General features: G+C 60.9%; 21 protein-coding genes and 1 tRNA gene. 7 read left to right on the forward strand and 15 right to left on the reverse strand.

The window, feature by feature from the left end; all coding sequences use genetic code 11:
• Positions 1 to 103 precede the first annotated feature (103 nt).
• From IP85_RS18085 to IP85_RS18095, 3 genes are read left to right on the forward strand one after another with little or no spacing between them, the layout of a single operon-like run.
• Positions 104 to 889 carry an adenosylcobinamide-GDP ribazoletransferase gene (locus IP85_RS18085; RefSeq protein ID WP_054151059.1) on the forward strand — a complete coding sequence of 262 codons (786 nt, stop codon included), beginning with the start codon at positions 104 to 106 and terminating at the stop codon, positions 887 to 889.
• Between the two features lie 35 nt (positions 890 to 924).
• A complete protein-coding gene (locus IP85_RS18090) occupies positions 925 to 1,146 on the forward strand; it encodes a DUF1289 domain-containing protein (RefSeq protein ID WP_054151060.1) in 222 nt (73 codons plus the stop codon).
• Entirely contained in the window at positions 1,143 to 1,844 is a 702-nt protein-coding gene (locus IP85_RS18095) for a TIGR02281 family clan AA aspartic protease (RefSeq protein WP_054151061.1), read from the forward strand. Before IP85_RS18090 ends, IP85_RS18095 begins: the two co-directional genes overlap by 4 nt.
• 9 nt (positions 1,845 to 1,853) lie before the next feature.
• On the opposite strand, the gene IP85_RS18100 is transcribed toward IP85_RS18095, so the two are convergent.
• The 8 genes from IP85_RS18100 to IP85_RS18135 form a co-directional block, all read right to left on the reverse strand.
• A complete protein-coding gene (locus IP85_RS18100) occupies positions 1,854 to 2,615 on the reverse strand; it encodes an ABC transporter permease (RefSeq protein WP_054151062.1) in 762 nt (253 codons plus the stop codon).
• A complete protein-coding gene (locus tag IP85_RS18105) occupies positions 2,612 to 3,538 on the reverse strand; it encodes an ABC transporter ATP-binding protein (protein WP_054151063.1) in 927 nt (308 codons plus the stop codon). Before IP85_RS18105 ends, IP85_RS18100 begins: the two co-directional genes overlap by 4 nt.
• A gap of 78 nt (positions 3,539 to 3,616) precedes the next feature.
• Positions 3,617 to 4,939 (reverse strand): response regulator, encoded by a 1,323-nt coding sequence (locus IP85_RS18110; protein WP_054151064.1) that lies wholly within the window; start codon positions 4,937 to 4,939, stop codon positions 3,617 to 3,619.
• A gap of 85 nt (positions 4,940 to 5,024) precedes the next feature.
• A complete protein-coding gene (locus IP85_RS18115) occupies positions 5,025 to 5,849 on the reverse strand; it encodes a response regulator (protein WP_054151065.1) in 825 nt (274 codons plus the stop codon).
• Positions 5,850 to 6,000: 151 nt separating this feature from the next.
• Entirely contained in the window at positions 6,001 to 6,273 is a 273-nt protein-coding gene (locus tag IP85_RS18120) for a hypothetical protein (protein ID WP_054151066.1), read from the reverse strand.
• A gap of 110 nt (positions 6,274 to 6,383) precedes the next feature.
• Positions 6,384 to 8,906, reverse strand: coding sequence for a mechanosensitive ion channel family protein (locus IP85_RS18125; RefSeq protein ID WP_245280900.1), 2,523 nt, complete (start codon positions 8,904 to 8,906; stop codon positions 6,384 to 6,386).
• A 186-nt stretch (positions 8,907 to 9,092) separates the two neighbouring features.
• Complete coding sequence (gene hutX / locus IP85_RS18130; protein ID WP_054151068.1) at positions 9,093 to 9,611, reverse strand: heme utilization cystosolic carrier protein HutX; 519 nt, start codon at positions 9,609 to 9,611, stop codon at positions 9,093 to 9,095.
• A 7-nt stretch (positions 9,612 to 9,618) separates the two neighbouring features.
• On the reverse strand, positions 9,619 to 9,963 hold the full coding sequence (locus IP85_RS18135; RefSeq protein ID WP_054151069.1) for an antibiotic biosynthesis monooxygenase: 345 nt from the start codon (positions 9,961 to 9,963) through the stop codon (positions 9,619 to 9,621).
• Between the two features lie 167 nt (positions 9,964 to 10,130).
• Between IP85_RS18135 and IP85_RS18140 the strand changes: the two genes are divergently transcribed.
• The 3 genes from IP85_RS18140 to IP85_RS18150 are packed head-to-tail and all read left to right on the forward strand — an operon-like array spanning position 10,131 to position 12,972.
• Positions 10,131 to 11,090, forward strand: coding sequence for an ABC transporter substrate-binding protein (locus tag IP85_RS18140; protein ID WP_245280901.1), 960 nt, complete (start codon positions 10,131 to 10,133; stop codon positions 11,088 to 11,090).
• A 20-nt stretch (positions 11,091 to 11,110) separates the two neighbouring features.
• Positions 11,111 to 12,181, forward strand: coding sequence for an iron ABC transporter permease (locus tag IP85_RS18145; protein WP_156322969.1), 1,071 nt, complete (start codon positions 11,111 to 11,113; stop codon positions 12,179 to 12,181).
• Complete coding sequence (locus IP85_RS18150; protein ID WP_054151072.1) at positions 12,181 to 12,972, forward strand: heme ABC transporter ATP-binding protein; 792 nt, start codon at positions 12,181 to 12,183, stop codon at positions 12,970 to 12,972. The genes IP85_RS18145 and IP85_RS18150 overlap by 1 nt, the downstream gene beginning before the upstream one ends.
• 320 nt (positions 12,973 to 13,292) lie before the next feature.
• Here IP85_RS18150 and IP85_RS18155 read toward each other — a convergent pair.
• From IP85_RS18155 to IP85_RS18175, 5 genes are all read right to left on the reverse strand, one after another.
• Positions 13,293 to 13,368 (reverse strand) — tRNA-Lys (locus IP85_RS18155).
• A 149-nt stretch (positions 13,369 to 13,517) separates the two neighbouring features.
• Entirely contained in the window at positions 13,518 to 14,435 is a 918-nt protein-coding gene (locus tag IP85_RS18160) for a PhzF family phenazine biosynthesis protein (protein WP_054151073.1), read from the reverse strand.
• 76 nt (positions 14,436 to 14,511) lie between these two features.
• Positions 14,512 to 15,237, reverse strand: coding sequence for an NUDIX hydrolase (locus IP85_RS18165; protein WP_348625565.1), 726 nt, complete (start codon positions 15,235 to 15,237; stop codon positions 14,512 to 14,514).
• Positions 15,238 to 15,245: 8 nt separating this feature from the next.
• A complete protein-coding gene (locus IP85_RS18170; protein ID WP_054151086.1) occupies positions 15,246 to 16,355 on the reverse strand; it encodes an endonuclease/exonuclease/phosphatase family protein in 1,110 nt (369 codons plus the stop codon).
• Between the two features lie 99 nt (positions 16,356 to 16,454).
• Positions 16,455 to 17,678, reverse strand: coding sequence for a PLP-dependent aminotransferase family protein (locus IP85_RS18175; RefSeq protein WP_054151075.1), 1,224 nt, complete (start codon positions 17,676 to 17,678; stop codon positions 16,455 to 16,457).
• A 201-nt stretch (positions 17,679 to 17,879) separates the two neighbouring features.
• Here IP85_RS18175 and IP85_RS18180 point away from each other — a divergent pair, with 201 nt between their 5' ends.
• Positions 17,880 to 19,067: a GGDEF domain-containing protein gene (locus IP85_RS18180; RefSeq protein WP_054151076.1), complete on the forward strand. Its 1,188-nt coding sequence runs from the start codon at positions 17,880 to 17,882 to the stop codon at positions 19,065 to 19,067.
• Between the two features lie 73 nt (positions 19,068 to 19,140).
• Here the strand turns inward: IP85_RS18180 and ilvC are convergent, their stop codons facing one another.
• Positions 19,141 to 20,160, reverse strand: a complete 1,020-nt coding sequence (ilvC, locus tag IP85_RS18185) for a ketol-acid reductoisomerase (RefSeq protein WP_054151077.1) — start codon at positions 20,158 to 20,160, stop codon at positions 19,141 to 19,143.
• A 23-nt stretch (positions 20,161 to 20,183) separates the two neighbouring features.
• Positions 20,184 to 20,870 carry a TetR/AcrR family transcriptional regulator gene (locus IP85_RS18190; RefSeq protein ID WP_054151078.1) on the reverse strand — a complete coding sequence of 229 codons (687 nt, stop codon included), beginning with the start codon at positions 20,868 to 20,870 and terminating at the stop codon, positions 20,184 to 20,186.
• Positions 20,871 to 21,064 lie beyond the last annotated feature (194 nt).

Raw genomic sequence — 21,064 nt, forward strand, 5'->3', positions numbered from 1 at the left:
TTCCAGCAAATCAGGCTTTGTGGCCTCTCTCATAGAGACCGGACCCGCGCCGCTCAACTCAAAAAAGCGACGCAGGCGGTCGAGAACGAAACGGAAAGGAACCATGCAGGTCGTCGAGAACCTCGTCACGAAAACGGCGCGTGCCATTTCCTTCCTCAGCCGCCTGTCGGTACCGGATCGCTTCTTTGCAGGCCATGACGGAAGCCTTAGCCGCACGGTCGCCGGATTCCCGCTGGCTGGCCTGATCATCGCCCTCCCCGCTGCCTTGATCATGGCACTCCTGTCGGCCTCCGGTGTCGACCCGGTGCTTGTGGCTCTGATAGGTATCGGGCTGCAGGTCATGCTGACCGGCGCCCTGCACGAGGACGGCCTGTCAGACACCGCGGACGGGCTCGGAGGTGGTCGCAGCCGCGAGAAGGCGCTGGCGATCATGAAGGATAGCCGCATTGGCACCTATGGTGCGCTGGCGCTGATCCTGTCGATCGCGCTCCGTGTCGCGGCGCTCGCGATCCTGATCGAAACCCTACCACCGCTTGCCATGGCCCTTGCCTGGCTGGCTGCAGCAAACCTCAGCCGAAGCCTTATGGTCTGGCACTGGTCCGCCCTGCCCTCGGCTCGGCCGGATGGCGTGGCTGGATCGGCCGGCGCCCCTGATCCGGAGGCGACGCGCATAGCCCTCTTTCTCGGTGGCGTATTGACGGCCGGCATCGGCCTCCTTGCCCTCCCGTTCCACGCGTGGTTTGCCGCCGGTCTGTTTGCGGCCGGCATCGTGGCGGCCTTCACGCGCCACTGCCGCAGGCGCATCGATGGGCATACCGGCGACACGATCGGCGCCAGTCAACAACTCTGCGAGATCGCCTTCCTCGTGGCCCTTGCCATCATTCTCTGAGCGACCGATATAGGAGCGAAACCAAAGGGCTCGCGATGGAATCTCCCTGCATTCTGATCTGTTCGATCGATGACAAGACCGGCTACTGCTTTGGCTGCGGCCGAACGCGCGAAGAGATCGGCCTGTGGACGAGCTATACCGGCCTCGAGCGGCGATCGATCATGGCTGAACTGCCGGCGCGCCTCGAAAACGTCGAGCGCAAGCCCCGCCGCGAAACGCGCCGAACGCGACTGGTGCGCGAACGCGAGGGCGGCTGATGCGTTTTGCTATCGGCATCGCCATTCTTGCGATCGGCCTCGTCATTCTCGTGATGAACCACGATAGCGGCCAAAGCTTCGGCCTGGACAACGAAGCCTTCGGCCGCCTGGTCGTGGCGCTACCAATCCTGCTGATGATCTCGGCCGGGATTCTGGTCGGCCGGCGCAATCTGGGCCAGAGCCTGCGCCAGATGGCGATCTGGGTGCTGATCGCTCTCGTCCTCGTCACCGGCTATCTCTATCGCGGCGATTTTCGCAGCGTTGGCGAGCGTGTTCTCGCAGGCCTGATCCCGGGTCGGGCGATTACAGTCACGACAGCCGATGGTTCCGCCGAAGTGATCCTGCACAAGGCGCTCGGTGGGCATTTCGAGACCACGGTCGAGATTGGTGCCGTCGCCGTGCCCGTGCTGATCGACACCGGAGCGAGTTCCGTCGCATTGCGTTACGAAGACGCCATGCTGATGGGGATCGATCCTGGCGAGCTCAGCTTCACCCGCACGGTGCTTACCGCCAACGGTCGCGCCTCCGCTGCCCCCTTGCGCATTCCTGAAATGCGGCTCGGTCCCATCGTTCGAACAAACGTGGATGCCGTCGTGCTCGAAGAAGGCCTGCTCGACCAGAGCCTTCTCGGCATGAGTTTTCTCTCGACGCTGAGTTCCATGCAGATGCAAACTGACGAACTCAGGCTGCGTGATTGACGGATCGCTTCAGGGTCGGAGCTTGTAGCCCGTCTTGAAGATCCAGGCGAGGAAACCGAGGCATGCGGCGAGGAAAATGCCGATCATGCCGAGGCTGATGAGCGGATGCACATCCGACACCTCGAAGAAGCTCCAGCGGAAACCGCTCACCAGATAGAGCACCGGATTGAGATGGCTGACAGCCTGCCAGAACGGCGGAAGCATGTCGATCGAGTAGAAGGTACCGCCCAGGAAGGTGAGCGGCGGCACGACCAGCGACGGCACGAGGCTCAACTGCTCGAAATTCTTCGCCAAAATGCCGATGATGAAGCCGGCGAGGCTGAATGTGATCGATGTCAGCACCATGAAGAACAGCATGAGTGCGGGATGTTCGATCTGCAGATCGACGAAGAACATCGCCGTTGCCAGGATGATCAGCCCAATCATCATGCCCTTCGTGGCAGCAGCTCCGACATAGCCGATCAGGATCTCCGTCATCGCCACCGGCGCCGAGAGGATTTCATAAATCGTGCCGGTGAACTTCGGGAAATAGATGCCCGCCGAACCATTCGAGACGCATTGGGTGATGAGCGCCAGCATGATCAGACCGGGCGTGATGAAGGCGCCATAGGAGACGCCGCCGATCTCTTCCATGCGCGAGCCAACGGCTGCCCCGAAGACGATAAAATAGAGCGCTGTGGACAGGACAGGCGAGATCACGCTCTGCAGCAGTGTGCGGCGCATCCGCGCCATCTCGTAGACATAGATGGACTTGATCGCTTCGATGTTCATGCAGCCTCTCCGATCAACGAGACGAAAATGTCTTCCAGAGACGTCTGGCGCGTGGAGACATCGCTGAATTTCAGGCCGGCGGCATCGATCGCAGCCAGAAGCCGGGCAATCTCTCCGTCTTCGCTACCAAGTTCGTAATCGTAGACAAGTTCGCGGCCATCTTCTCCGAGTGCCAGAGAATAGCCGGCAAGCGCTGCCGGTATCGCCTGGATTGGCTCGGTGAGCACGATCGTCAGTTGCTTGCGCCCGAGCTTGCGCATCAGCGTATTCTTCTCCTCGACCAGCAGCAGTTTGCCACGATTGATGACGCCCACACGGTCGGCGATGCCCTGCGCCTCCTCGATGTAGTGGGTGGTGAGGATGATGGTCACGCCGGTCTTGCGCAGGCGCTCGACGAGCTGCCACATGTCCTTGCGCAGCGCCACGTCGACGCCGGCGGTGGGCTCGTCGAGGAAGAGGATGCGCGGCTGGTGCGACAGCGCCTTGGCGATCAACACCCGCCGCTTCATGCCACCCGACAATTCGCGAAGCGCATTGTTGCGTTTCTCGTAGAGGCTGAGATCCCTAAGGATCTGGTCGATATAGGCGGGATCGGGCTTCTTGCCGTGCAGGCCCCGCGAGAAACTGACTGTGTTGAACACCGTCTCGAACATGTCGGTCGTCAGTTCCTGCGGCACCAGACCGATCTCGGCCCGGGTCTTGCGAAAGTCCTTGACCACGTCATGACCGGAGACCGTCACCTGCCCGCCACTGGGATTGGTCATGCCGCAGATGATCGAGATCAGCGTCGTCTTGCCGGCGCCGTTGGGACCGAGAAGTGCGAGGATCTCGCCTTCTTCAATGTCGAAACTGACGCTGTCGAGCGCCTTGAAACCGTTGGAATAGGTCTTGGAGAGAGAATTGATAGAAATAATGGGAGGCATTTGACTCTCCGGGCTGCGGATGGTCGCACACATATGGGCATACGCCCGCGGCACGACCAGAGCGCAATGGAATTCAGGTCAGGAAAGCATGGTCTCGGAATAGACACGGTTCCGGCCGTAGCTTTTCGCGAGGTAAAGCAACTGGTCGGCCGCTGCGAGATAATTGCTGAAACTCTCCCGTCCGGCGATTTCCGCAAGCCCGATCGAGATGGTCACGTTGATATCCTGGTCGTCGAGTGCCACTCGCAGGCTCTCGATCTCGCGCCGCAATGTCTCGCAGAGCGCTGATCCCTTTTCGACATCGAGGCCCAGCATCAAGACACTGAACTCCTCGCCACCGAGCCGGGCCATGAGGTGACCGCTGCCGTCGAGCCGGCGCGCGAGCTTGGCACCGACCGCCTGCAGAACCCGGTCGCCGATTTCATGGCCATAGGTGTCGTTGAGCTTCTTGAAATGATCAATGTCGAGCATGGCGATGCAGCATGGCTCGCGCCGCTCGAGACGTCCTGCCACTTGCGCCGGCCCCTCGTCGAAAAAGTAGCGACGGTTAGGAAGACCTGTCAGATAATCGCTGAACGCGGCCACGCGGAGCTGCCTGAGCTGCGCAAGCGTTTCGATATTGTGCTGGATACGGCACTGCAACTCCTCGATGACATAGGGACGATAGACAAAGTCATTCGCGCCGGCCTTCAGGAAGCTTGCCGACAAGAGGCGGTCGGCGGACGAGGAAATGCCGATGATCCTCAGACGGTCGCTATTGTGGTCGCGGCGGATTCGTCGCGTCAGTTCATAGCCGTCCATGTCAGGCATGTTGTAATCGGTAATCACGAGCTCGATATGCGGCTGGCGCGTCAGGATATCCATGGCCTGATATCCGGTCGACGCCTCGTAGACCTGGAACTTCTGCACACGCAGGAGATCGGCCAGCATGGCCCGGGCCGAAGGCAGGTCGTCGACGACGAGCACGCCGACCTGTCGATTGCCAAGGAGGCGCAGGACCGACGAGACGACGAGGTCGATCGCGCCTTCATTGTTCTTGACGTGGTAATCGGCGACGCCTTTCTGTAGCAGACGCTCGCGCAGGTCACGATTGAAGTCGGCAGTGAACACGACCGCCGGAATTCCTTGAGCGATCACGGCATCAAGAATTTCGCCGTCCGATGCACCGGGCAGGTTCAAATCGACGACTGCGACGTCGAACTTCTCACCGCCGCGCATCACGTTGCGAAAGACGTCTGCCGAGGCGCATTGGGTCACCTGGCAGAAGAAGTCGTTTTCCAATCGGTGACGCATCACCTGGGAGACCGCGCGGGAATCCTCGATGATCAGGACTCGGCCCTGCTCCGCGCGTTTTGAACCCACGACAGCGGGCTTGGTGTCAAACTGCTCAGAAAAATACATAAAATATCCACCGAATTCCCGAGATCGCTCAACAAGCGACCTCCTCCCTCGGCAGAACACTAGCGACCTTAATTATAAGTCGCACCTATTTTTTGCGGGCTTGCGCAGCTTTAATCTGAACGAGCGTGTCCAGGTTCTGGTTCACGCGGCAATAGAACTCTTCGTCGATGAAGGGACGCAGCATGAAGTCGTTTCCGCCAACCTTCAGGAAGCGTGCCGACAGCAGTCGGTTGGTCGACGACGAGACGCCGATGATTCGCAGTTCATGCGACCCGCGCACCGAACGGATGCGTCGCGTCAGTTCGAAACCGTCGATATCGGGCATGTTGTAGTCTGTGACCACGAGGCCGATATCCGAATTGGCCTTCAGGATCTCGATCGCCTTGGCGCCACTCTCGGCGAGGCTGACGCGGAAATTGTAGCGGCGCAGGCGGCTCGACAGAAGGGCGCGTGCGGTCGGGCTGTCATCGACGATCAAAACGTGGTGACGGTGGTTGGTCAGGAAGCGATAGACCGACTCCGCAAGCATTTCGACGGCAAAGACATTGTCCTTGAGGATATAGTCAACGATGTCCTTGGCGAGCAGCTTTTCGCGCATCTCGTCCTGGAAAGTCCCTGTGAAGACCACGGTCGGGATGTTGCAGTCGATCAGGTATTCCAGCGCTTCGCCGTTTTCGGCGCCCGGCAGGTTGATGTTCGAGATCGCCAGCACCACCGGCTCCTGCGACAGCTCATTGGCCATCTGCAAGTCCTCGAACGTGCGGCATATCTCGATGTCGACACCCATCAGCTCCTTCAGGCGCTGACTGATCATCTGCGTGAAGACATTGGAGTCCTCACCGAGAACAATCCGAACGTCGGGAAATGTCTCTCCCGAATACTGCATTCCAGAAATGCCGAGAACTGCCATGACCAGCCTTCACTGTCTTGTTTATTTGTAAGACATCTAACAAAGGCCCTTTGCGGAAGCGTTAACTCAGGCCCTCGGCCCGTATCAACACTCCCGCATAGTTAAGCATTCAAGAATATCCAGGTATCTCGGCGAGCAGCGTCAAAGCCGTTCACTTGATGGTGGCGATACCATCCTTGATTTCGACGGTTTCATCACCGGCGAGCCCGATCCGGTCTCCGTTGGGCAGCGTCAGGAAACACCCGGATGCGCAGATCGTGTCGGAGCCCCCGGCATCGAGCGAAATCTCGGTTCGTGTGCCTTCTTCGACCACGACGATAACCACGGCGGAGCTGCCGGTGTTCAGCACCGAGGCTGCCAGTGTCGGCCCCGCCAACAAGCTGCTAACCACCACGACAACCAGCTGCGCATAGAACTGCTTCATGCCGATAGCGGAGCCAAAGGCTCCGTCCTCTCAATCGCGCCCGGTACACTTCCGACCGCTCCTGCCCCTCTTGTGCCCCATTTGGCCTGAATGGCGGCTGAATGCGGCGTTCATGGCAGGAGTTTGTCATCATCCGGGTCCGGAGACAATTCCTCCGCCACCTCGGGACGATCGTCCGCCCGTTTCTTGCGCCGGACAAGAGCTTGCCGGTCATGCTCCTGGAGATGCAGCATGACGTCCTGATGCGGGTAAGGCATGACGATGTCGCGGGCGCGGAAACGTCTGAGGATTTCGATACGGACTTCGTTGCGCACCCGCAGACCATCGGCGATGTCACCGAGGTGGAAACGAAGTTCGAAATCGAGCGAGGATGCACCGAAGCGCAAGAACTCGACATGCGGCTCGGGATTGCGCAAGACGTCGGTCCGCTCGTTGACCACGGCCAGCAACACGTCAATCACCTCCTGCGGATCGGCATCATAGGCCACGCTGACCGGCACTTCGGAGCGCTGCATGCGGTTGCGATGCGTCCAGTTGCCGAGCGGCGAGTTGATGAGCTCGGAATTCGGCACGATGATCGACTGGCGCCGGAAGGTCTCGATTTCGGTCGCACGGACCGAGATTCGCTTGACAATGCCTTCATTGACCCCGGTGATCACGTGGTCGCCGACCTTGAAGGGGCGCTCGACCAGCAGGATCAGGCCGGAGACGAAGTTGGAAACGATGTTCTGCAGGCCAAAGCCGATACCGAGAGACAGGGCACCGGCAACAAGCGCCAGGCTGGAGAGATCGATACCGGCTGCTGAAATGCCGATGATGCCGGCAATGCCGGTACCGAGATAACCGACACCGGTCTTCACCGAATTGCGCACGCCGACGTCGATATGGCTGCGCGCCATGACATTGCCGTCCAGCCACTTCTGGAACCAGCGCGTCACGAACAGGCCGGCAGCGAAAAGCAGGATACCGCCGAGAATTCCGAAGATCGAGATGCGGATCGTGCCGACATTTATCTCGGTAAAGAGGTTGAAGAGCCAGAGCTGCAGATCGCGCGGCTGGAACCCCCAGGACATCAGGATGAGCGGAATGCCGGTCACGAGCGCAAAGGCGTAGATGACCAGACCGGCGCCGATACCGCTCTGGTCCAGCACGACAGCCGAGAGGCGGAAACGGCGGCCGATAAACCGACCGACCCTGGTTTCACCGAACTGATTGGGAGCGGAAATCGCCTTGCCGGTCAGGATGCCGATATACATCGTCGCCAGAACCGCGCCCGTGAGAACGATCTGGGTCGCGAGGAAACGCGCGAGCCCGACATAGCCGATGGCAGCAGCGAGGATCAGGACGGCGCCGACTATCCGAAGCGTGATCGCCACCGCCCGTGGCCAGGGCCGTCCCCGGACAGCGGGATCCCCTGACTCGGCGAGCACCGGCCGCAGGAAGGACACGAAGAACAGCAGCAGGCCGATGACCACGGAGGAGGCAAAGCTGCGCATCACCGTCAGCACGACTGGCGAGCTGTAGCTCTCGTTAATGACGGACACGACGTAATCGAGACCGTTGACGAGCGCCATCAGGAAGATTGCGATACTGAGGTCGCGCGCACCCTTATTTGAAAGCTTGACCAACCGCCAGTTAGGCGCCGCGGGCGCAAGCACCGCTCTTGAAATGGCCATGACGAAAAAGACAAGACCGATCAATGCAAAGACCGATGCAACGATCGGAGCGATGTCGGTTCTCAGCACATTGAACGTATCGAGCAGGAAATAGGTGGAAGCCAGAAAGAAGCTGAGTGCCAGAGACGGCAGGATCGTCGAGAAGAAGGCGACCGAGAAGCGGCTGAGATAGGAGGGGGCTTCGTTGGTCGGATCGCGCCTGTTGATCCGTCCGAACAGACGGTACTCGACAAACAGGATCAGCGAAGCCAAGGCCATCGATAGAAAAACTGCAATGGCCAATTGCAAGGCCTTGAACTTGATGACGAAGCTCAGCCAGCTCGTGATGCTGCGCTGAACCCGCGCCGCATCGGCGGAGAAAGACTGGAGCGCCTCCTCGAGCACACTTCCATTGATTTCGGTATGCTCGAGCAGCCGGCTGGTAAACAGTGCCCGACGCGTGTCCGAGACCCGATCGGACAGCGTCTTCGCCTCGATCGACAGATCCTCGGCCTGGCCGGTGAGCGCATTGACTTCCGCCCGCGCGGCATTGAGCCGCGACCTCTCCTCAGCGACGCTCGCGCTTTCGGCGGGCTGCCCCTCGGCGGGTGGCTCGCCCAGTTCCGTCAACCGACCCTGAATGGCATCGATCCGAGGACGCAAATCGACGGTAATCGCAAGCGCTTCCCGCCCGAGAGCATCGGACTGAACCTTGAGATCTGCAAGGACGCCGTCTTCCTGGAGGTTTTTCTCGACCTGATCGCGCAGGCCGGTCAGGCGCGCTCGCGCTTCCTCGACGCGCTTCTCGGCGGCGACGATCTGCTCGTCACGTTGAGGCGGCGGCGCGACCGGGGCAGCAGCCGGGGCCAATGTCTCAGGTTGCAGCTGCGGCCCCTCGGGCGCTTCAACCGGGGCCGGCTCAGTCACCGCCGGCGTGGCATCGGTGTCCTGTGCCAGACCGACGCCTGGCGTAAGCATGAAAGAAGAACCCGCCGCCAGCAGGCAGAACGCGACGGCGAAAGAAATCGAACGGAATCGGATCAAAACGTGGTCCAGTGCGTGGATGAAAGCCGCAGGACAATAGATCCAGTTAAAGGCAAAAGAAAGAAGGGCTTAATGGAAGAACCCGCCGCCCCTGACGGACCGGCGGGCCAAATTGATGCTTCAGGCGAAAGTCTGTCGCAAAGCTTCGAAACGCGCGACCTGATCTTCCAGGAGATTGCGCTCCTTGTCGCGACGGACGAAGACCTTGAACATAGCCTTTCCGTCGGCATTCATGAACCAGACAGAACAAGACCGGCGCCCATGGAAGCCGCGATCGACGAAAGCGATCGAGACACAACGTTCCTTGCGGATGTGACCGCCGATCGGACTGTCGCCATGAATGTTGAACCAGCCATGGCCTTCGCTGCCTTCCGGCAGGCTGCCCTCGACTTCGAGCACGATGTCTTCGGTGTGGACGATCATCAGGATCTCGCCCCAGGATGTGAGGTCCTTCCAGATCGGCTCCCACTTCTCGGAAGGCACCAGCACAGCGGCCCCTTCCGGGAGGTTGGCGAGCACGTCGGCAGGTGTCACCTCGGCCTTGGCGGCGATCTGTTCGATGACACCGTCAGGCTTTTCGGCGAGCGCCGCCAGCGCCCGCTCGCGTCTTTCGCCGTGGCTTTGCGTCAACGTGTCCATCTAGGCCTCACGCGGCTTCGGAAGCTGAGCGCTTGCCCGAGCGGTCTTCGTGGATGATGACGTCAAAGCCCTCGAAATGCGGGCCAGAGAGATACTGAACCTTGCTCTCGCCAGCGCGTGCATGGGCGGCGCGGAACTGCTCAGACTTGGTCCAGGCGACGAAATGGCCATGGGTCTCCCACACGGTATGCGAGGCATACAGCGTATGGTCTTCGGCCTTCGGACCCTTCAGCATGTGGAATTCGATGTAACCCGGCATTTCGGCCAGTCGGCCTTCGCGGGCCTTCCACTGGTTCTCGAAGGCTTCCTCGAAGCCCGGGACGACGCGAAAACGGTTCATGGCGATGTACATGGGTCTGCTTCCCTCTTTGCAAGACAAGATCTGATCGTCGCGATCGGGCATGCGCTCGGCTGGCGAGTTTACCTCGAAAACCGGCGTTCTGAAACGACCGCGCTCTGTTGCCTTCCTATTTAAACTTGTGTAGCACAGTCAAGTTAAATGTCGGGAGTTCCCCGCACATGCGTATTCTCATTATCGGCGATCCGGAGACGGCTTTGTGCCTGCCTCCAGGCGCCCGGATCATAGGTTCGAGCACATCCATGTTGTCCCTTCGCCCATCCCGCCGCAAGCTCCTCTCCGCCCTCGCCTTCTCGCTTTCTTTGACGCTTGTTCTGCCGCAGACGGCAGGGGCCAAGGATGCCGAGCGGATCGTCGCGATTGGCGGCACCGTGACGGAGATCATCTATGCGCTCGGTGAGGGGGACAGGGTGGTCGCCGTCGACACGACGAGCCTTTATCCGCCGGAGGCAAGCTCCAAGCCTGATATCGGCTATGTTCGCCAGGTCTCGGCAGAAGGTGTCCTCTCCCAAAGACCCGATCTGATCATCGCGGAAGCCGGTGCCGGCCCTATCGATTCGATCAACATCCTCAAGGCGAGCGGCCTCAGCTTCGTCAGCATCCCCTCGCCCCCTGAAACATCGGCTATCCCAGCAAGGATCCGCGCCATCGGCCAGGCAATCGGGCGCGCGGAAAAGGCAGACGAACTGGCAAAGTCGGTCGAGGCCAGCCTCAAAGCCATTGAAGACAAGGTGAAGGCGGCAACAGGGCCGAAGAAGAAAGTCCTGTTCGCTCTCTCCCTCGCCAATGGACGCGTCATGGCGGCCGGCAGTGAGAGCTCTGCAGACGCGATGATCCGGCTGGCCGGTGGCGAGAACGCCGTGTCCACGATCTCCGGTTACAAGCCGCTGACCGATGAAGCGGTGATTGCCGCAGCCCCCGACGTTATCCTCGTGATGAGCGGCGGCGCCCAGCATCTGACGGCCGAAAAGGCATTTGAACTCCCCGCCCTTGCAGCAACCCCGGCCGGCGCGAACAAGGCCTTCCTCACCATGGACGGCCTCTATCTCCTCGGTCTTGGACCGCGTGCTGCCGACGCCGCCCGTGACCTGAACGCCATGCTCTATCCGGAAGGGCAGTAATCGTGAACACGCTGGCCCAGATGTCGACCCTCGGCAGGCGTGACGGAGATCGCTCCGCTCTCGGGTTTATCGTTCTTGCGCTGCTGGCAGTCCTGCTGGCAATCGCGGTCTTCATTTCGATCGTGATCGGTCCAACCGGCGTCGGCCTGCCGCATCTGATCGCCTATGTGACCGGCGATCATGCGAGCATGGACCAGCAGAACCTGATAATCTTGGAAGCTGTGCGCCTGCCACGCACCGGCATGGGCCTCCTGATCGGCGCAGCACTGGGTGTCTCCGGCGCCATGATGCAGGGCCTCTTCCGCAATCCGCTGGCCGACCCCGGCATCGTCGGGGTCACTTCCGGGGCAGCACTTGCCGCCGTGATCGCCATCGTGCTTGGGCCCACACTGCTATTTCCGTTGCAGGTAGTGTTCGGCGAACAGTTTCTGCCGCTGATGGCCTTCCTCGGTGGTCTCGGCAACACCTTCCTGCTCTACGTCATCGCCACCCGTAACGGCCAGACATCGACGACAGCCCTGATCCTCTCGGGGATTGCGATTGCCGCAATGACAGGGGCTGCCACCGGCCTCCTGATCTTCATCGCCGATGACCGGGCGCTGCGCGACATCACTTTCTGGTCTCTCGGCTCATTGAGCGGCGCAACGACGGACAAAATCATCGCCATCCTGCCTTTCGTTGTCTTCGTGCTGGCGATCATCCCCTTCGTCGCACGCGGGCTCGACGCACTGATCCTCGGTGACGCCGCAGCCTTCCACATGGGCGTACCCGTGCAGCGGCTGAAGCGCATGACGATCCTCGCCGTGGCAGCCGCCTGTGGCGCAACCGTAGCCGCTGCCGGCTCGATTGGCTTCATCGGAATCGTCGTGCCGCATCTGCTGCGTCTCGCGATCGGTCCGTCACATCGCTTCCTGCTGCCGGCTTCCGCGCTCGGCGGGGCAGCCTTGCTGCTTCTCGCGGACACGGTCGCCCGCACTATCGCCGCACCGGCAGAACTGCCGATCGGCATCATCACCGCGATCCTCGGCGCGCCCGTCTTCCTGATGCTTCTACTCGGCAAACAGGGCCGCCAGGCCATGGAGGGCTTGTAATGATCCGCGCACACGACATCACAATCAGCCGCGGTGGACGCGTTCTCGTCGACAAGGTCAGCCTTCACCTGGAAGCCGGCAAGGTCACCGTGATCATCGGCCCCAACGGGGCGGGCAAGTCCACCCTGTTGAAGACCCTTTCGGGCGAGATGCGCCCCGACCACGGTGACATCCTTTACCAGGACCGGCGTATCGCCTCGCTGAGCCCCGTGGAGCTCGCCCGAGAGCGGGCAGTGCTGCCGCAATCCACAGCACTATCCTTCCCCTTCACGGCGCTTGAGGTGGTGCGCATGGGCGCCGTTGCGCATGGCAGCCGCGATCCGAATCTTGCGGGACGCCAGGCGCTCGTCCGTGTGGGGCTGAGTGGCTTTGAGGGGCGCAGCTACAACGCGCTATCAGGTGGCGAACAACAGCGCGTGCAGCTGGCCCGCGTGCTGGCACAGATGCCCGATCCTGTTCTTGATGGTCGTCCACGCGCGATCTTCCTCGACGAGCCGACGGCAAGCCTCGATATCGGTCACCAGATCTCGGTTCTTGAGCTCGCCCGTGACTTTGCCCGACGCGGCGGTGTCGTCCTGGCCATTCTGCACGACCTCAACCTTGCCGCCGAGTTCGCAGATCATTTGGCCGTCCTTCACCACGGCAAACTCATCCGGGAAGGCCATCCGAAGGAAACCATCGACGATGGGACCATCGCGCATGTCTACGGCATTGCTGGCAGTGTCGGACGGCTGCCGAGCGCGGCGATACCCTATGTCTTGCCCCAGGCCCGGTTCAGCGCGACACGCTGAGCCGGCTACCTTAGTTGTCCACAGTTATCCACAGGGCAAAATCAACGAACGCGCACAAAAAACCGCAACGAACAAGGAACAGACGCGACCAGGGGTGAGAACGCCTAGAGAACATCGGCGACCAGAGCGACAGATGTCCGCCCGCTTTTTCCAGCGACTTTTTGATAGCCGGCTAAGCTGGTTTGTGACTCGGCCAGGAAGGGCTTGCCGAACGACCAGTCAGGTTGATTATCGCCATCCAGGCACGCCCTGAAGACACCAACAAACCCGAGGTGCGCAGAACTGCGCATAAGGCCAACATATTGTTTTGAAGAAGAAAATGGTGGGTGATGTAGGGCTCGAACCTACGACCCGCTGATTAAGAGTCAGCTGCTCTACCAACTGAGCTAATCACCCGCCTGACACCGTTTCCGGTCTCGTCCGCCCCGTTTCTGGTGGCGTGACCGGGCGTATAAACAGGATCTGCGACCTTGTCTAGCGCCGCTGCAAAAATTCTTGGCCGTTTGGTCAAAAAAATTTCAAAAACCTGGAAATACCCAATGTTTTCAGAGATCCAGAGTTCCCGTGGCCAGGCGGACGGCCTGACCACCGATCCGCGCCCGCGAGACGGCGCCGTCTTTCACATCGATATGCAGGTGAATGTAGGAAGGGCGGCTCATCTCAACCCCCTGCTCGATCATCATCGGGTGATGACCGTCCGGCAGTGCGTCGAAATGATGGATGGCGCCTGAAAGCGCTGCCACGGCAGACCCAGTCGCGGGATCCTCGTGAATGCCCATATCGGGCGAGAACATCCGCGCATGGAATTTTGCGGCATGATGCACCCCGCCGCGACAATAGATGTAGGCAGACGTCAGTCGCCCCTCGCTCATCGGCGCCACGCGTTCCCACAGTTGCGGTTCGAATTCGACGCTCTCGATCGTCGCCACATCGTGCAGAGGCACGAGAAGAAACGGGACGCCGGCACTCCACACCGTCGGCACATGGTTTTCAAACCCTATGGCGCTGGCCTTGACGGACAACGCATCGGCAAGCCCTTGGCGATCAAGTTGCAACTCATGGCGGCTCGACAGGCGCGGTAGGTCGAATTCGGCGAAGCTCGCTTCCCCAGGTCTGACCCGGACGGCACAGCGCACCGGACCAATCGTCTCCTCCAGCACGGAAACGAGATCCATGTTGGCGGTCTCGCCACTATAGGCGCGCTCGGCCAGCGCAATCGCGCTACCCACCGTCGGGTGCCCGGCAAAGGGCAGTTCTCGGCCAGGGGTAAAGATCCGGATCCGGGCGGTGTGCGATGCGTGATCGGCGGGCTGGACGAAAACGGTCTCCGAGAGGTTCATCTCTCCGGCAATTGTTTGCATCATCTCGTCGGACAGGCCGGCACCGTCGAAGATCACAGCGAGCGGATTGCCCGCCAGTTTGCGGTCGGTGAACACGTCATAGATGGCATACTGTCTCGCCACGGGCCTATCTCCGTTGAAGGTCACGCTCGCGGCACACACTGCCCGAGGCGAAACGGCAAGGCAAGCCGAGCCCCGATCATCCTCGATCCTGAAAATACCAGCTGAGAATCGGCAGCATCGCGGCCCCGTAACGCTGCGCTGCAGGATCGCCAGAGCGGATCACGACCGCACGGGAGATTTCCGGCTCCGAACAATCGCGGGCAAAGGCGTCGATCCGATCGGCAAGAGCCTCCGCCGTCTCCGAAAACGTGAAGACGCGTGCCAAGGTGAGGCGTCGCGAGCGATAGCTGGCGTAAAGCACAGGATCGGCATGCGCCAGATCAAGATCGAGCCCTGTCTCCTCCATCACCTCGCGCCGCATGTTGCCCTCGATGTCGCAGGCCCCGTCAACGACATCGGACAAGTCGAGCGAGCCCGCCGCAAAATAGACCTGTCCGGGATTGGCGGTGTGCGGCGCCATCTCGACCGCGACCAGCGCCCCGTCGGATGAGACGATGACGGGATAGCCGAACAGGTGACAGGCACCGGCAAGCTCCGGCTGGCGCCGCCACCAGAGGAAGGTGGCAAAGTTCGACACATGGCCGAGTGCCTCAAGATGCCCATCGCGATAGCGGATCTGACGCTGCAGGATCATCCGGCCGTTGAAGAGTGCCGGGTTCGCCGTCACCTCACGCTCCCAGTTGGCAGAGATGGCAGTGCTCTGAGTGAGGTCCAGCGGATGCGGATCGGCTGCCACCCTGAGCGCCAGCGAGCGAACCGGATACAGGCTACCATCGGTCGGCAGGCCAACCTCGTCAGTCAAGAGATCGCTCATCGCAGATGCAAGGTGATGGCGATCGGGCAGTGGTCGGATGCCTTGGGCCGGTCCCATCCGGTACGCGGATAGCGTTCGACCTCCTGCCCCGGCGGAAAGGGTGTGCGGAATGGCTGACCGTTGCGGATGACCTCTGGTAGCGCCTGCGGATTGGCCTGTGCGAGCCCTTTGGAAAGCCAGATATAGTCGAGCTGACACAGGTGCTGCTCTTCGGGACCGCGCGAATGATAGAGCGTCCAGCGATCGAGCGGGTCCCGCCGCAGCATGGGGTTTTCGGCAAAACCGTCATGTGAGAACACATCGAGCGCACTCGGCAGATCCGGCCGGTGGACGTAGTCATATCCCGAGCGCCGATCTCCGATCACGTCGATGCGCTCCTGATAGTCGTTCATGTCGCCGCAGATCACGAAGTTGTGCCGCGAAGCACTCTCTGACCCAAAACGATTCTCGATGATGTGCCGTACCGCCTTTGCCTCGGCCGCGCGGATCGGCATGGTCGAGGTGCGGCCATCCATTCCATCACGGCCATTGGTCATCGACTTGAAATGCACCACGTAGACCGTGAGTGGCCGACCTCCGACGCGCAGGTCGAGTTCCAGGCAGTCGCGTTTGAAGATCCGGTCATCCGGCCGGACCCGTTCCCCGAGCCCCGGATGATAGAGGCCGAGATCGTGATAGGTGAGCGCTGCATGGCTGGTGACGTCGCGCAGCTCGATCGGCTGACCGTCGCGGGTCTTCTCTCGCATCAGCACGGCAACGTCGATGCCGCGGCTGTCATTACCCTCGACCAGATATTTCTGCCGATAGCCAGAGCCGATCATGCGGAAGAGATAGCCGTATTCGAAGGCCTTGAGCGCCTCCATGTTGTCGACCTCCTGCAGGCACAGGATGTCGGCATTGGTGTCCGCAATCGCCAGCGCCGAGAGCTGCCGGGTGTCGTCGGTGGAGGATACGACCCGCGCCGCTTCGAGCCGCTGGTAGTCGGCTTCCGACTTGATGTCGAACAGCTTCAACACCCGATCGGATTTCAGCTGGTTGCGATAGCCGGTGAAATCGAAGCGGGCGATCAGGTTTTCGATGTTGAAGGTCGCGATGCGAATGGACATGAACACCTGACGGGAGATCGGTTGCGAAAGCGGCGGATCGACGGCAGTCAATCACGCCCCTTCCGTATCCGCAACCCAAAGCAGGCGCGCCTAAAGCTGTCAGGCCGCCTGGGCCAGCGCATGCCCGACGAGTCGGCCCAGACGACGGATGCCTTCCTCGATCATCGCTTCGTTGGCGCAGGAATAGGAAAGCCGGATCGTATTGGAACCGGAACGATCGGCAAAGAAGGCTTGGCCCGGTACGAAAGCCACCTTTTCCGTCTCGACCGACCGGGCCAGCAGTTCTGCGCCGTCCATACCGTTAGGCAGCGTGACCCAGACGAACATCCCGCCCTCCGGCCGCGTCCATTCGGCACCTTCGGGCATGTATTTTTCCAGCGCCGCCAGCATGGCATCGCGGCGCGCCACATAGGCTGCCCGTATCTTCGCAATCTGTGCCGGAAAGTGCTGTGAGGCCACCTCGGCCACGACCATCTGGTTGATCGTCGAGGAATGCAGATCCGCCGCCTGTTTCATCAACACAAGCTTGCGGATGACCGGCTTGGCAGCCACGACATAGCCGACGCGCAGACCCGGTGCCAGCGTCTTGGAAAAGCTGCCGCAATAGATGGTCCGGCAGGCGTCGATGCCGCCGCTGCGGGCAATGTCGAGCGCAAGGATGGGCGCGATGGCCTCGCCGTCATAGCGCAGATGTTGATAGGCCGCGTCTTCGATCACCGGAATGTCGAGCTCGTCGGCCAAGGCCAGGATCTGGTGCCGCTCCTCAAGGCTGACAGTCTGACCCGTCGGATTGGCGAAATCGGTGGAGAGATAGGCAAACTTCACGGCACTCCCCTGCGTCGCCGCCTCCGCCCTGTAGCTCTCGGGCGTCCGGTTTCCGATCGACAGCTGATCATAGGCAGGTTCATAGGCATTGAAGGCCTGCAACGCGCCGAGATAGGTCGGCCAGGTCACAAGCGCCGTGTCGCCGGGCGACAGAAACAGCTTCCCGAGATAGTCGAGCGCCTGTTGCGAGCCTGACGTGATGAAGATGTTGTCGAGCTCGCAGGCGATGCCCAACCGCCCCATTTCCTCCTTCAACCAGGCACGCAGCGGCAGATACCCCTCAGACACCGAATACTGCAGCGCGCCGCCGGCCTTTCCATCGGCAAACAGGCCGGCATAAGCCTCGGCAAACTCCCGTTCGGGAAACAGTGCCGGATCGGGAATGCCACCTGCAAACGAGATGATGTCCGGCTTGTCGAGGAGCTTCAGGAGCTCTCGAATTTCGGAGGCGCGCATGCGGGACGAACGCGTGGCAAAGACATGATCCCAGTTCAGCATCGGTGTTTCCTCAAGACTTGTTGTTATCTGAGGCAGCAGACCATGAAAACCTCGATAGGTCAACAATACTGACCTATCGAGGTTGACCACTGCACTTTACAGTTTGGCAACCATGTTGCTGCTGTTTCTTCAGGCAAGCCTAAAACGCGAGATGATTCGCTCTATAGTCTCCGCAACAGTGAAAGGACCCGCCACTTGCCGATGCAAAAGCTTACCCTGCCGATGGTCGGCATCGACAATGAAGCGGATCCGCCCTGGGAGCATCTAAGCACTCTCTTCCATATATTCCCCCACATCGTCGCAGCCATCGCGATCCTGTCGGCCGCCACCCTCCCATATATGGAGGGTCGGACGTTCGAGGTCCTGGTCGTGTTTGCGATCCTCTCGCTGCAGGTGATCATGCGAGGGGTTGCCGACCTTGGCTTCCGGCGACGGCATCCATCCGACACGGCGCAGAAATGGCTCAAGCGATTCACCCTTGTCTCGGTCCTTTCGGGCGTCGCCTGGGGCGCTTCACTTGCCATCCTCTATAGCGGCGGCAGCCCCGACACGCAGGTGGTCATCCTCGCCATCGGTTGCGGCATCCTCCAATCGAGTGCGGCACGCGCCTATATGGCGCCCCGTTCTACGCTGCTGGTCATTTTCGTGATGATCGCCTCGATCAACCTGGTCGCGGTCCGCGAGGGCAACTGGATCATGGTTCCGATCTGCCTCGCCTATGTCGGCTTTCTCGCCAGCTACATGATCCGGCTGATCGCCATGGACGAGAGACGCCTGGCGGCAGAGACGAAGACCCGAACGCTGGTGGCAGCCCTGGCCGAAAGCAACGAGAAACTCACCTATGCCAACGAGCAATTGCGCCGTCATGCCGAGACCGACGCCCTGACGGGCCTTGGCAACAGGCGTGGCTTCGACGTGCAGTTAAGCCATCGTCTCGGTCGATACCGCAATGACCGCGAACCTCTGGCGCTGCTCCTGATCGACATCGACCACTTCAAACTCTTCAACGACACCCGGGGCCACCAGGCCGGGGACGCTGCACTTCAGGTGGTGGCGGAAGTGATCGCTGCATGCATGCGGGACGTCGACGGCACGGCTGCACGCTATGGCGGAGAAGAATTCGCCGTCGTCCTGCAGGGCAATCATGCCCTGGAGCCGGCTGTCTTCGGCGAAGATCTGCGCAAACGCGTCGCTTCCCTGTTCCTGCCGACGGCAGATGGTGGATCAGCGGACCTGACTGTCAGCATCGGCGTTGCAACCGCTGGCCCTGAAGACGATGAGCGCAGCCTGATCGCCCTTGCCGATCGCAGGCTATACGATGCCAAGGCCTGCGGCAGGAACAGGGTCTTTGACACCGACCATGAGGAAAGGCTCGTGGGCTCCGCCTGAGCACGCCACACGGATACGAAAAAGCCGGAGAAGTTTCCCTCTCCGGCCTCTCATTCATCCCTGAAGATGAAGATCAGTTGCGGGCCTTGTCGACCAGCTGGTTCTTGGCGATCCACGGCATCATGCCGCGCAGCTTGGCACCGACTTCTTCGATCTGGTGGCTGTCGTTCATGCGGCGGATACCCTTGAAGCGGGCAGCACCGGCACGGTATTCCTGCATCCAGTCCGAGGTGAACTTGCCGGTCTGGATGTCGTGCAGCACGCGCTTCATTTCAGCCTTGGTTTCAGCCGTGATGATGCGCGGACCGGTGACGTATTCGCCCCACTCGGCGGTGTTCGAGATCGAGTAGTTCATGTTGGCGATGCCGCCTTCATAGATCAGGTCGACGATCAGCTTCACTTCGTGCAGGCACTCGAAATAGGCCATTTCCGGCGCGTAGCCGCCTTCGACCAGTGTTTCGAAGCCAGCGCGGATCAGCTCGACGAGACCGCCGCAGAGAACGACCTGTTCGCCGAAGAGGTCGGTTTCGCACTCTTCCTTGAAGGAGGTTTCGATGATGCCCGAACGGCCGCCGCCAACGCCACAGGCGTAGGAGAGAGCGAGTTCAAGCGCGTTGCCCGAACCGTTGTGATGGATTGCGACGAGGCAGGGAACGCCGCCGCCCTTCTGGTATTCGCCGCGAACCGTGTGGCCGGGGCCCTTCGGAGCGATCATGACAACGTCGACGGTCGACTTCGGCTCGATGAGGCCGAAATGGACGTTCAGGCCGTGCGCGAATGCGATGGCGGCGCCGTCGCGGATGTTCGGTGCGATGTCGGCCTTGTAGATGTCGGCCTGGAGTTCGTCCGGGGTCGCCATCATCATCAGGTCGGCCCAGGCGGCAGCTTCGGCAACCGTCATGACCTTGAGACCATCGGCTTCAGCCTTCTTGATGGTCGGCGAACCGGCCTTCAGGGCAACGACGAGGTTCTGTGCGCCCGAATCCTTGAGGTTCAGCGCATGGGCGCGGCCCTGCGAACCGTAGCCGATGATGGCAACCTTCTTCGACTTGATCAGGTTCAAGTCGGCATCACGATCGTAATAGACGCGCATTGTAGTGTCCTTCCCTATGCTTTTCAGTTGTGGTGGATGTTGTTGATCGGAGAGCCGGAACGGGATGCCCCATCCAGGCCCGCCAGTACGCGGTCGGTCCCGTAGAGAGCGAGAAAGGCGGAAACCGCCTTCGTCGCCCGGGCGCCGAATTTGTGGGTCTGCGGCGCCTCGCCGAGCAGCATGCGGACATGCAGATCGCTGACGATCAGGCCGTAAAGGGTACGGTACGCGTCCTCGCCATCGCCGAAACGCAACAGGCCGTCACGCTGACCGGCATCGAGCAGCGCCCTCGCCCGGCGATCGATCTGGCGCCGACCACGCTCCAGAAGCAACGTGCCGAGCTTCGAACCGTCACGGCTCGACTGGCCGATGGCCAGCCGGTTGAGGGCGAGCGAAACATCGCCGGCGAGAACCTCGAGCAGATCCTGGGCAAAGACCTCCAGATGATCTGTAAGGGTGGCAACAGTCAGGCGCTCACCCGGCCGCTCAAACGTCCGTACCTTGCTGGCTTGATAGGAAATCATCGCTGACAGCAGACCATCGCGGTCGCCGAACCATTTGTAGAGGCTTTCCTTGGAGCAATTGGCAGCGCGCGCCAGACCGGCCGTGGTGACTGCCTTGTCGCCGCCCTCCACGAGGAGACGCAGAGCCTCCGCCAGAACGGCGTTCTGACGCGGCGTAAATTCCGAAGTCTGATTGTCGATGGACATGGCCGGCTCCTGGTACCGTACGGTACGGTTCGCACGCTTTATGTACCGCGGAGGCGGGCGGGTCAAGAATGAATTTGCGAAAAAAGCAAGCAGATGCCTCAGGAAGGAGATCCTGTTTTGAGCATCACTCCCTCCCCTTTCACCCCACCAAGCTGTCACAAAAGGGTGATTGTGACAAAAAATAATCGTTGTAT

The organism is Rhizobium sp. AAP116, assembly GCF_001295785.1.
GTDB lineage: Bacteria > Pseudomonadota > Alphaproteobacteria > Rhizobiales > Rhizobiaceae > Allorhizobium.

What these genes read in the sequence shown, in the direction of transcription:
- IP85_RS18085 (WP_054151059.1), top strand. Translation starts at nt 104, where the DNA reads ATGCAGGTCGTCGAGAACCTCGTCACGAAAACGGCGCGTGCCATTTCC.
- IP85_RS18090 (WP_054151060.1), top strand. Translation starts at nt 925, where the DNA reads ATGGAATCTCCCTGCATTCTGATCTGTTCGATCGATGACAAGACCGGC.
- IP85_RS18100 (WP_054151062.1), bottom strand. Translation starts at nt 2,615, where the DNA reads ATGAACATCGAAGCGATCAAGTCCATCTATGTCTACGAGATGGCGCGG.
- IP85_RS18105 (WP_054151063.1), bottom strand. Translation starts at nt 3,538, where the DNA reads ATGCCTCCCATTATTTCTATCAATTCTCTCTCCAAGACCTATTCCAAC.
- IP85_RS18110 (WP_054151064.1), bottom strand. Translation starts at nt 4,939, where the DNA reads ATGTATTTTTCTGAGCAGTTTGACACCAAGCCCGCTGTCGTGGGTTCA.
- IP85_RS18115 (WP_054151065.1), bottom strand. Translation starts at nt 5,849, where the DNA reads ATGGCAGTTCTCGGCATTTCTGGAATGCAGTATTCGGGAGAGACATTT.
- IP85_RS18120 (WP_054151066.1), bottom strand. Translation starts at nt 6,273, where the DNA reads ATGAAGCAGTTCTATGCGCAGCTGGTTGTCGTGGTGGTTAGCAGCTTG.
- IP85_RS18125 (WP_245280900.1), bottom strand. Translation starts at nt 8,906, where the DNA reads ATGCTTACGCCAGGCGTCGGTCTGGCACAGGACACCGATGCCACGCCG.
- hutX (WP_054151068.1), bottom strand. Translation starts at nt 9,611, where the DNA reads ATGGACACGTTGACGCAAAGCCACGGCGAAAGACGCGAGCGGGCGCTG.
- IP85_RS18135 (WP_054151069.1), bottom strand. Translation starts at nt 9,963, where the DNA reads ATGTACATCGCCATGAACCGTTTTCGCGTCGTCCCGGGCTTCGAGGAA.
- IP85_RS18140 (WP_245280901.1), top strand. Translation starts at nt 10,131, where the DNA reads ATGCGTATTCTCATTATCGGCGATCCGGAGACGGCTTTGTGCCTGCCT.
- IP85_RS18145 (WP_156322969.1), top strand. Translation starts at nt 11,111, where the DNA reads ATGTCGACCCTCGGCAGGCGTGACGGAGATCGCTCCGCTCTCGGGTTT.
- IP85_RS18150 (WP_054151072.1), top strand. Translation starts at nt 12,181, where the DNA reads ATGATCCGCGCACACGACATCACAATCAGCCGCGGTGGACGCGTTCTC.
- IP85_RS18170 (WP_054151086.1), bottom strand. Translation starts at nt 16,355, where the DNA reads ATGTCCATTCGCATCGCGACCTTCAACATCGAAAACCTGATCGCCCGC.
- IP85_RS18175 (WP_054151075.1), bottom strand. Translation starts at nt 17,678, where the DNA reads ATGCTGAACTGGGATCATGTCTTTGCCACGCGTTCGTCCCGCATGCGC.
- IP85_RS18180 (WP_054151076.1), top strand. Translation starts at nt 17,880, where the DNA reads ATGCAAAAGCTTACCCTGCCGATGGTCGGCATCGACAATGAAGCGGAT.
- ilvC (WP_054151077.1), bottom strand. Translation starts at nt 20,160, where the DNA reads ATGCGCGTCTATTACGATCGTGATGCCGACTTGAACCTGATCAAGTCG.
- IP85_RS18190 (WP_054151078.1), bottom strand. Translation starts at nt 20,870, where the DNA reads ATGTCCATCGACAATCAGACTTCGGAATTTACGCCGCGTCAGAACGCC.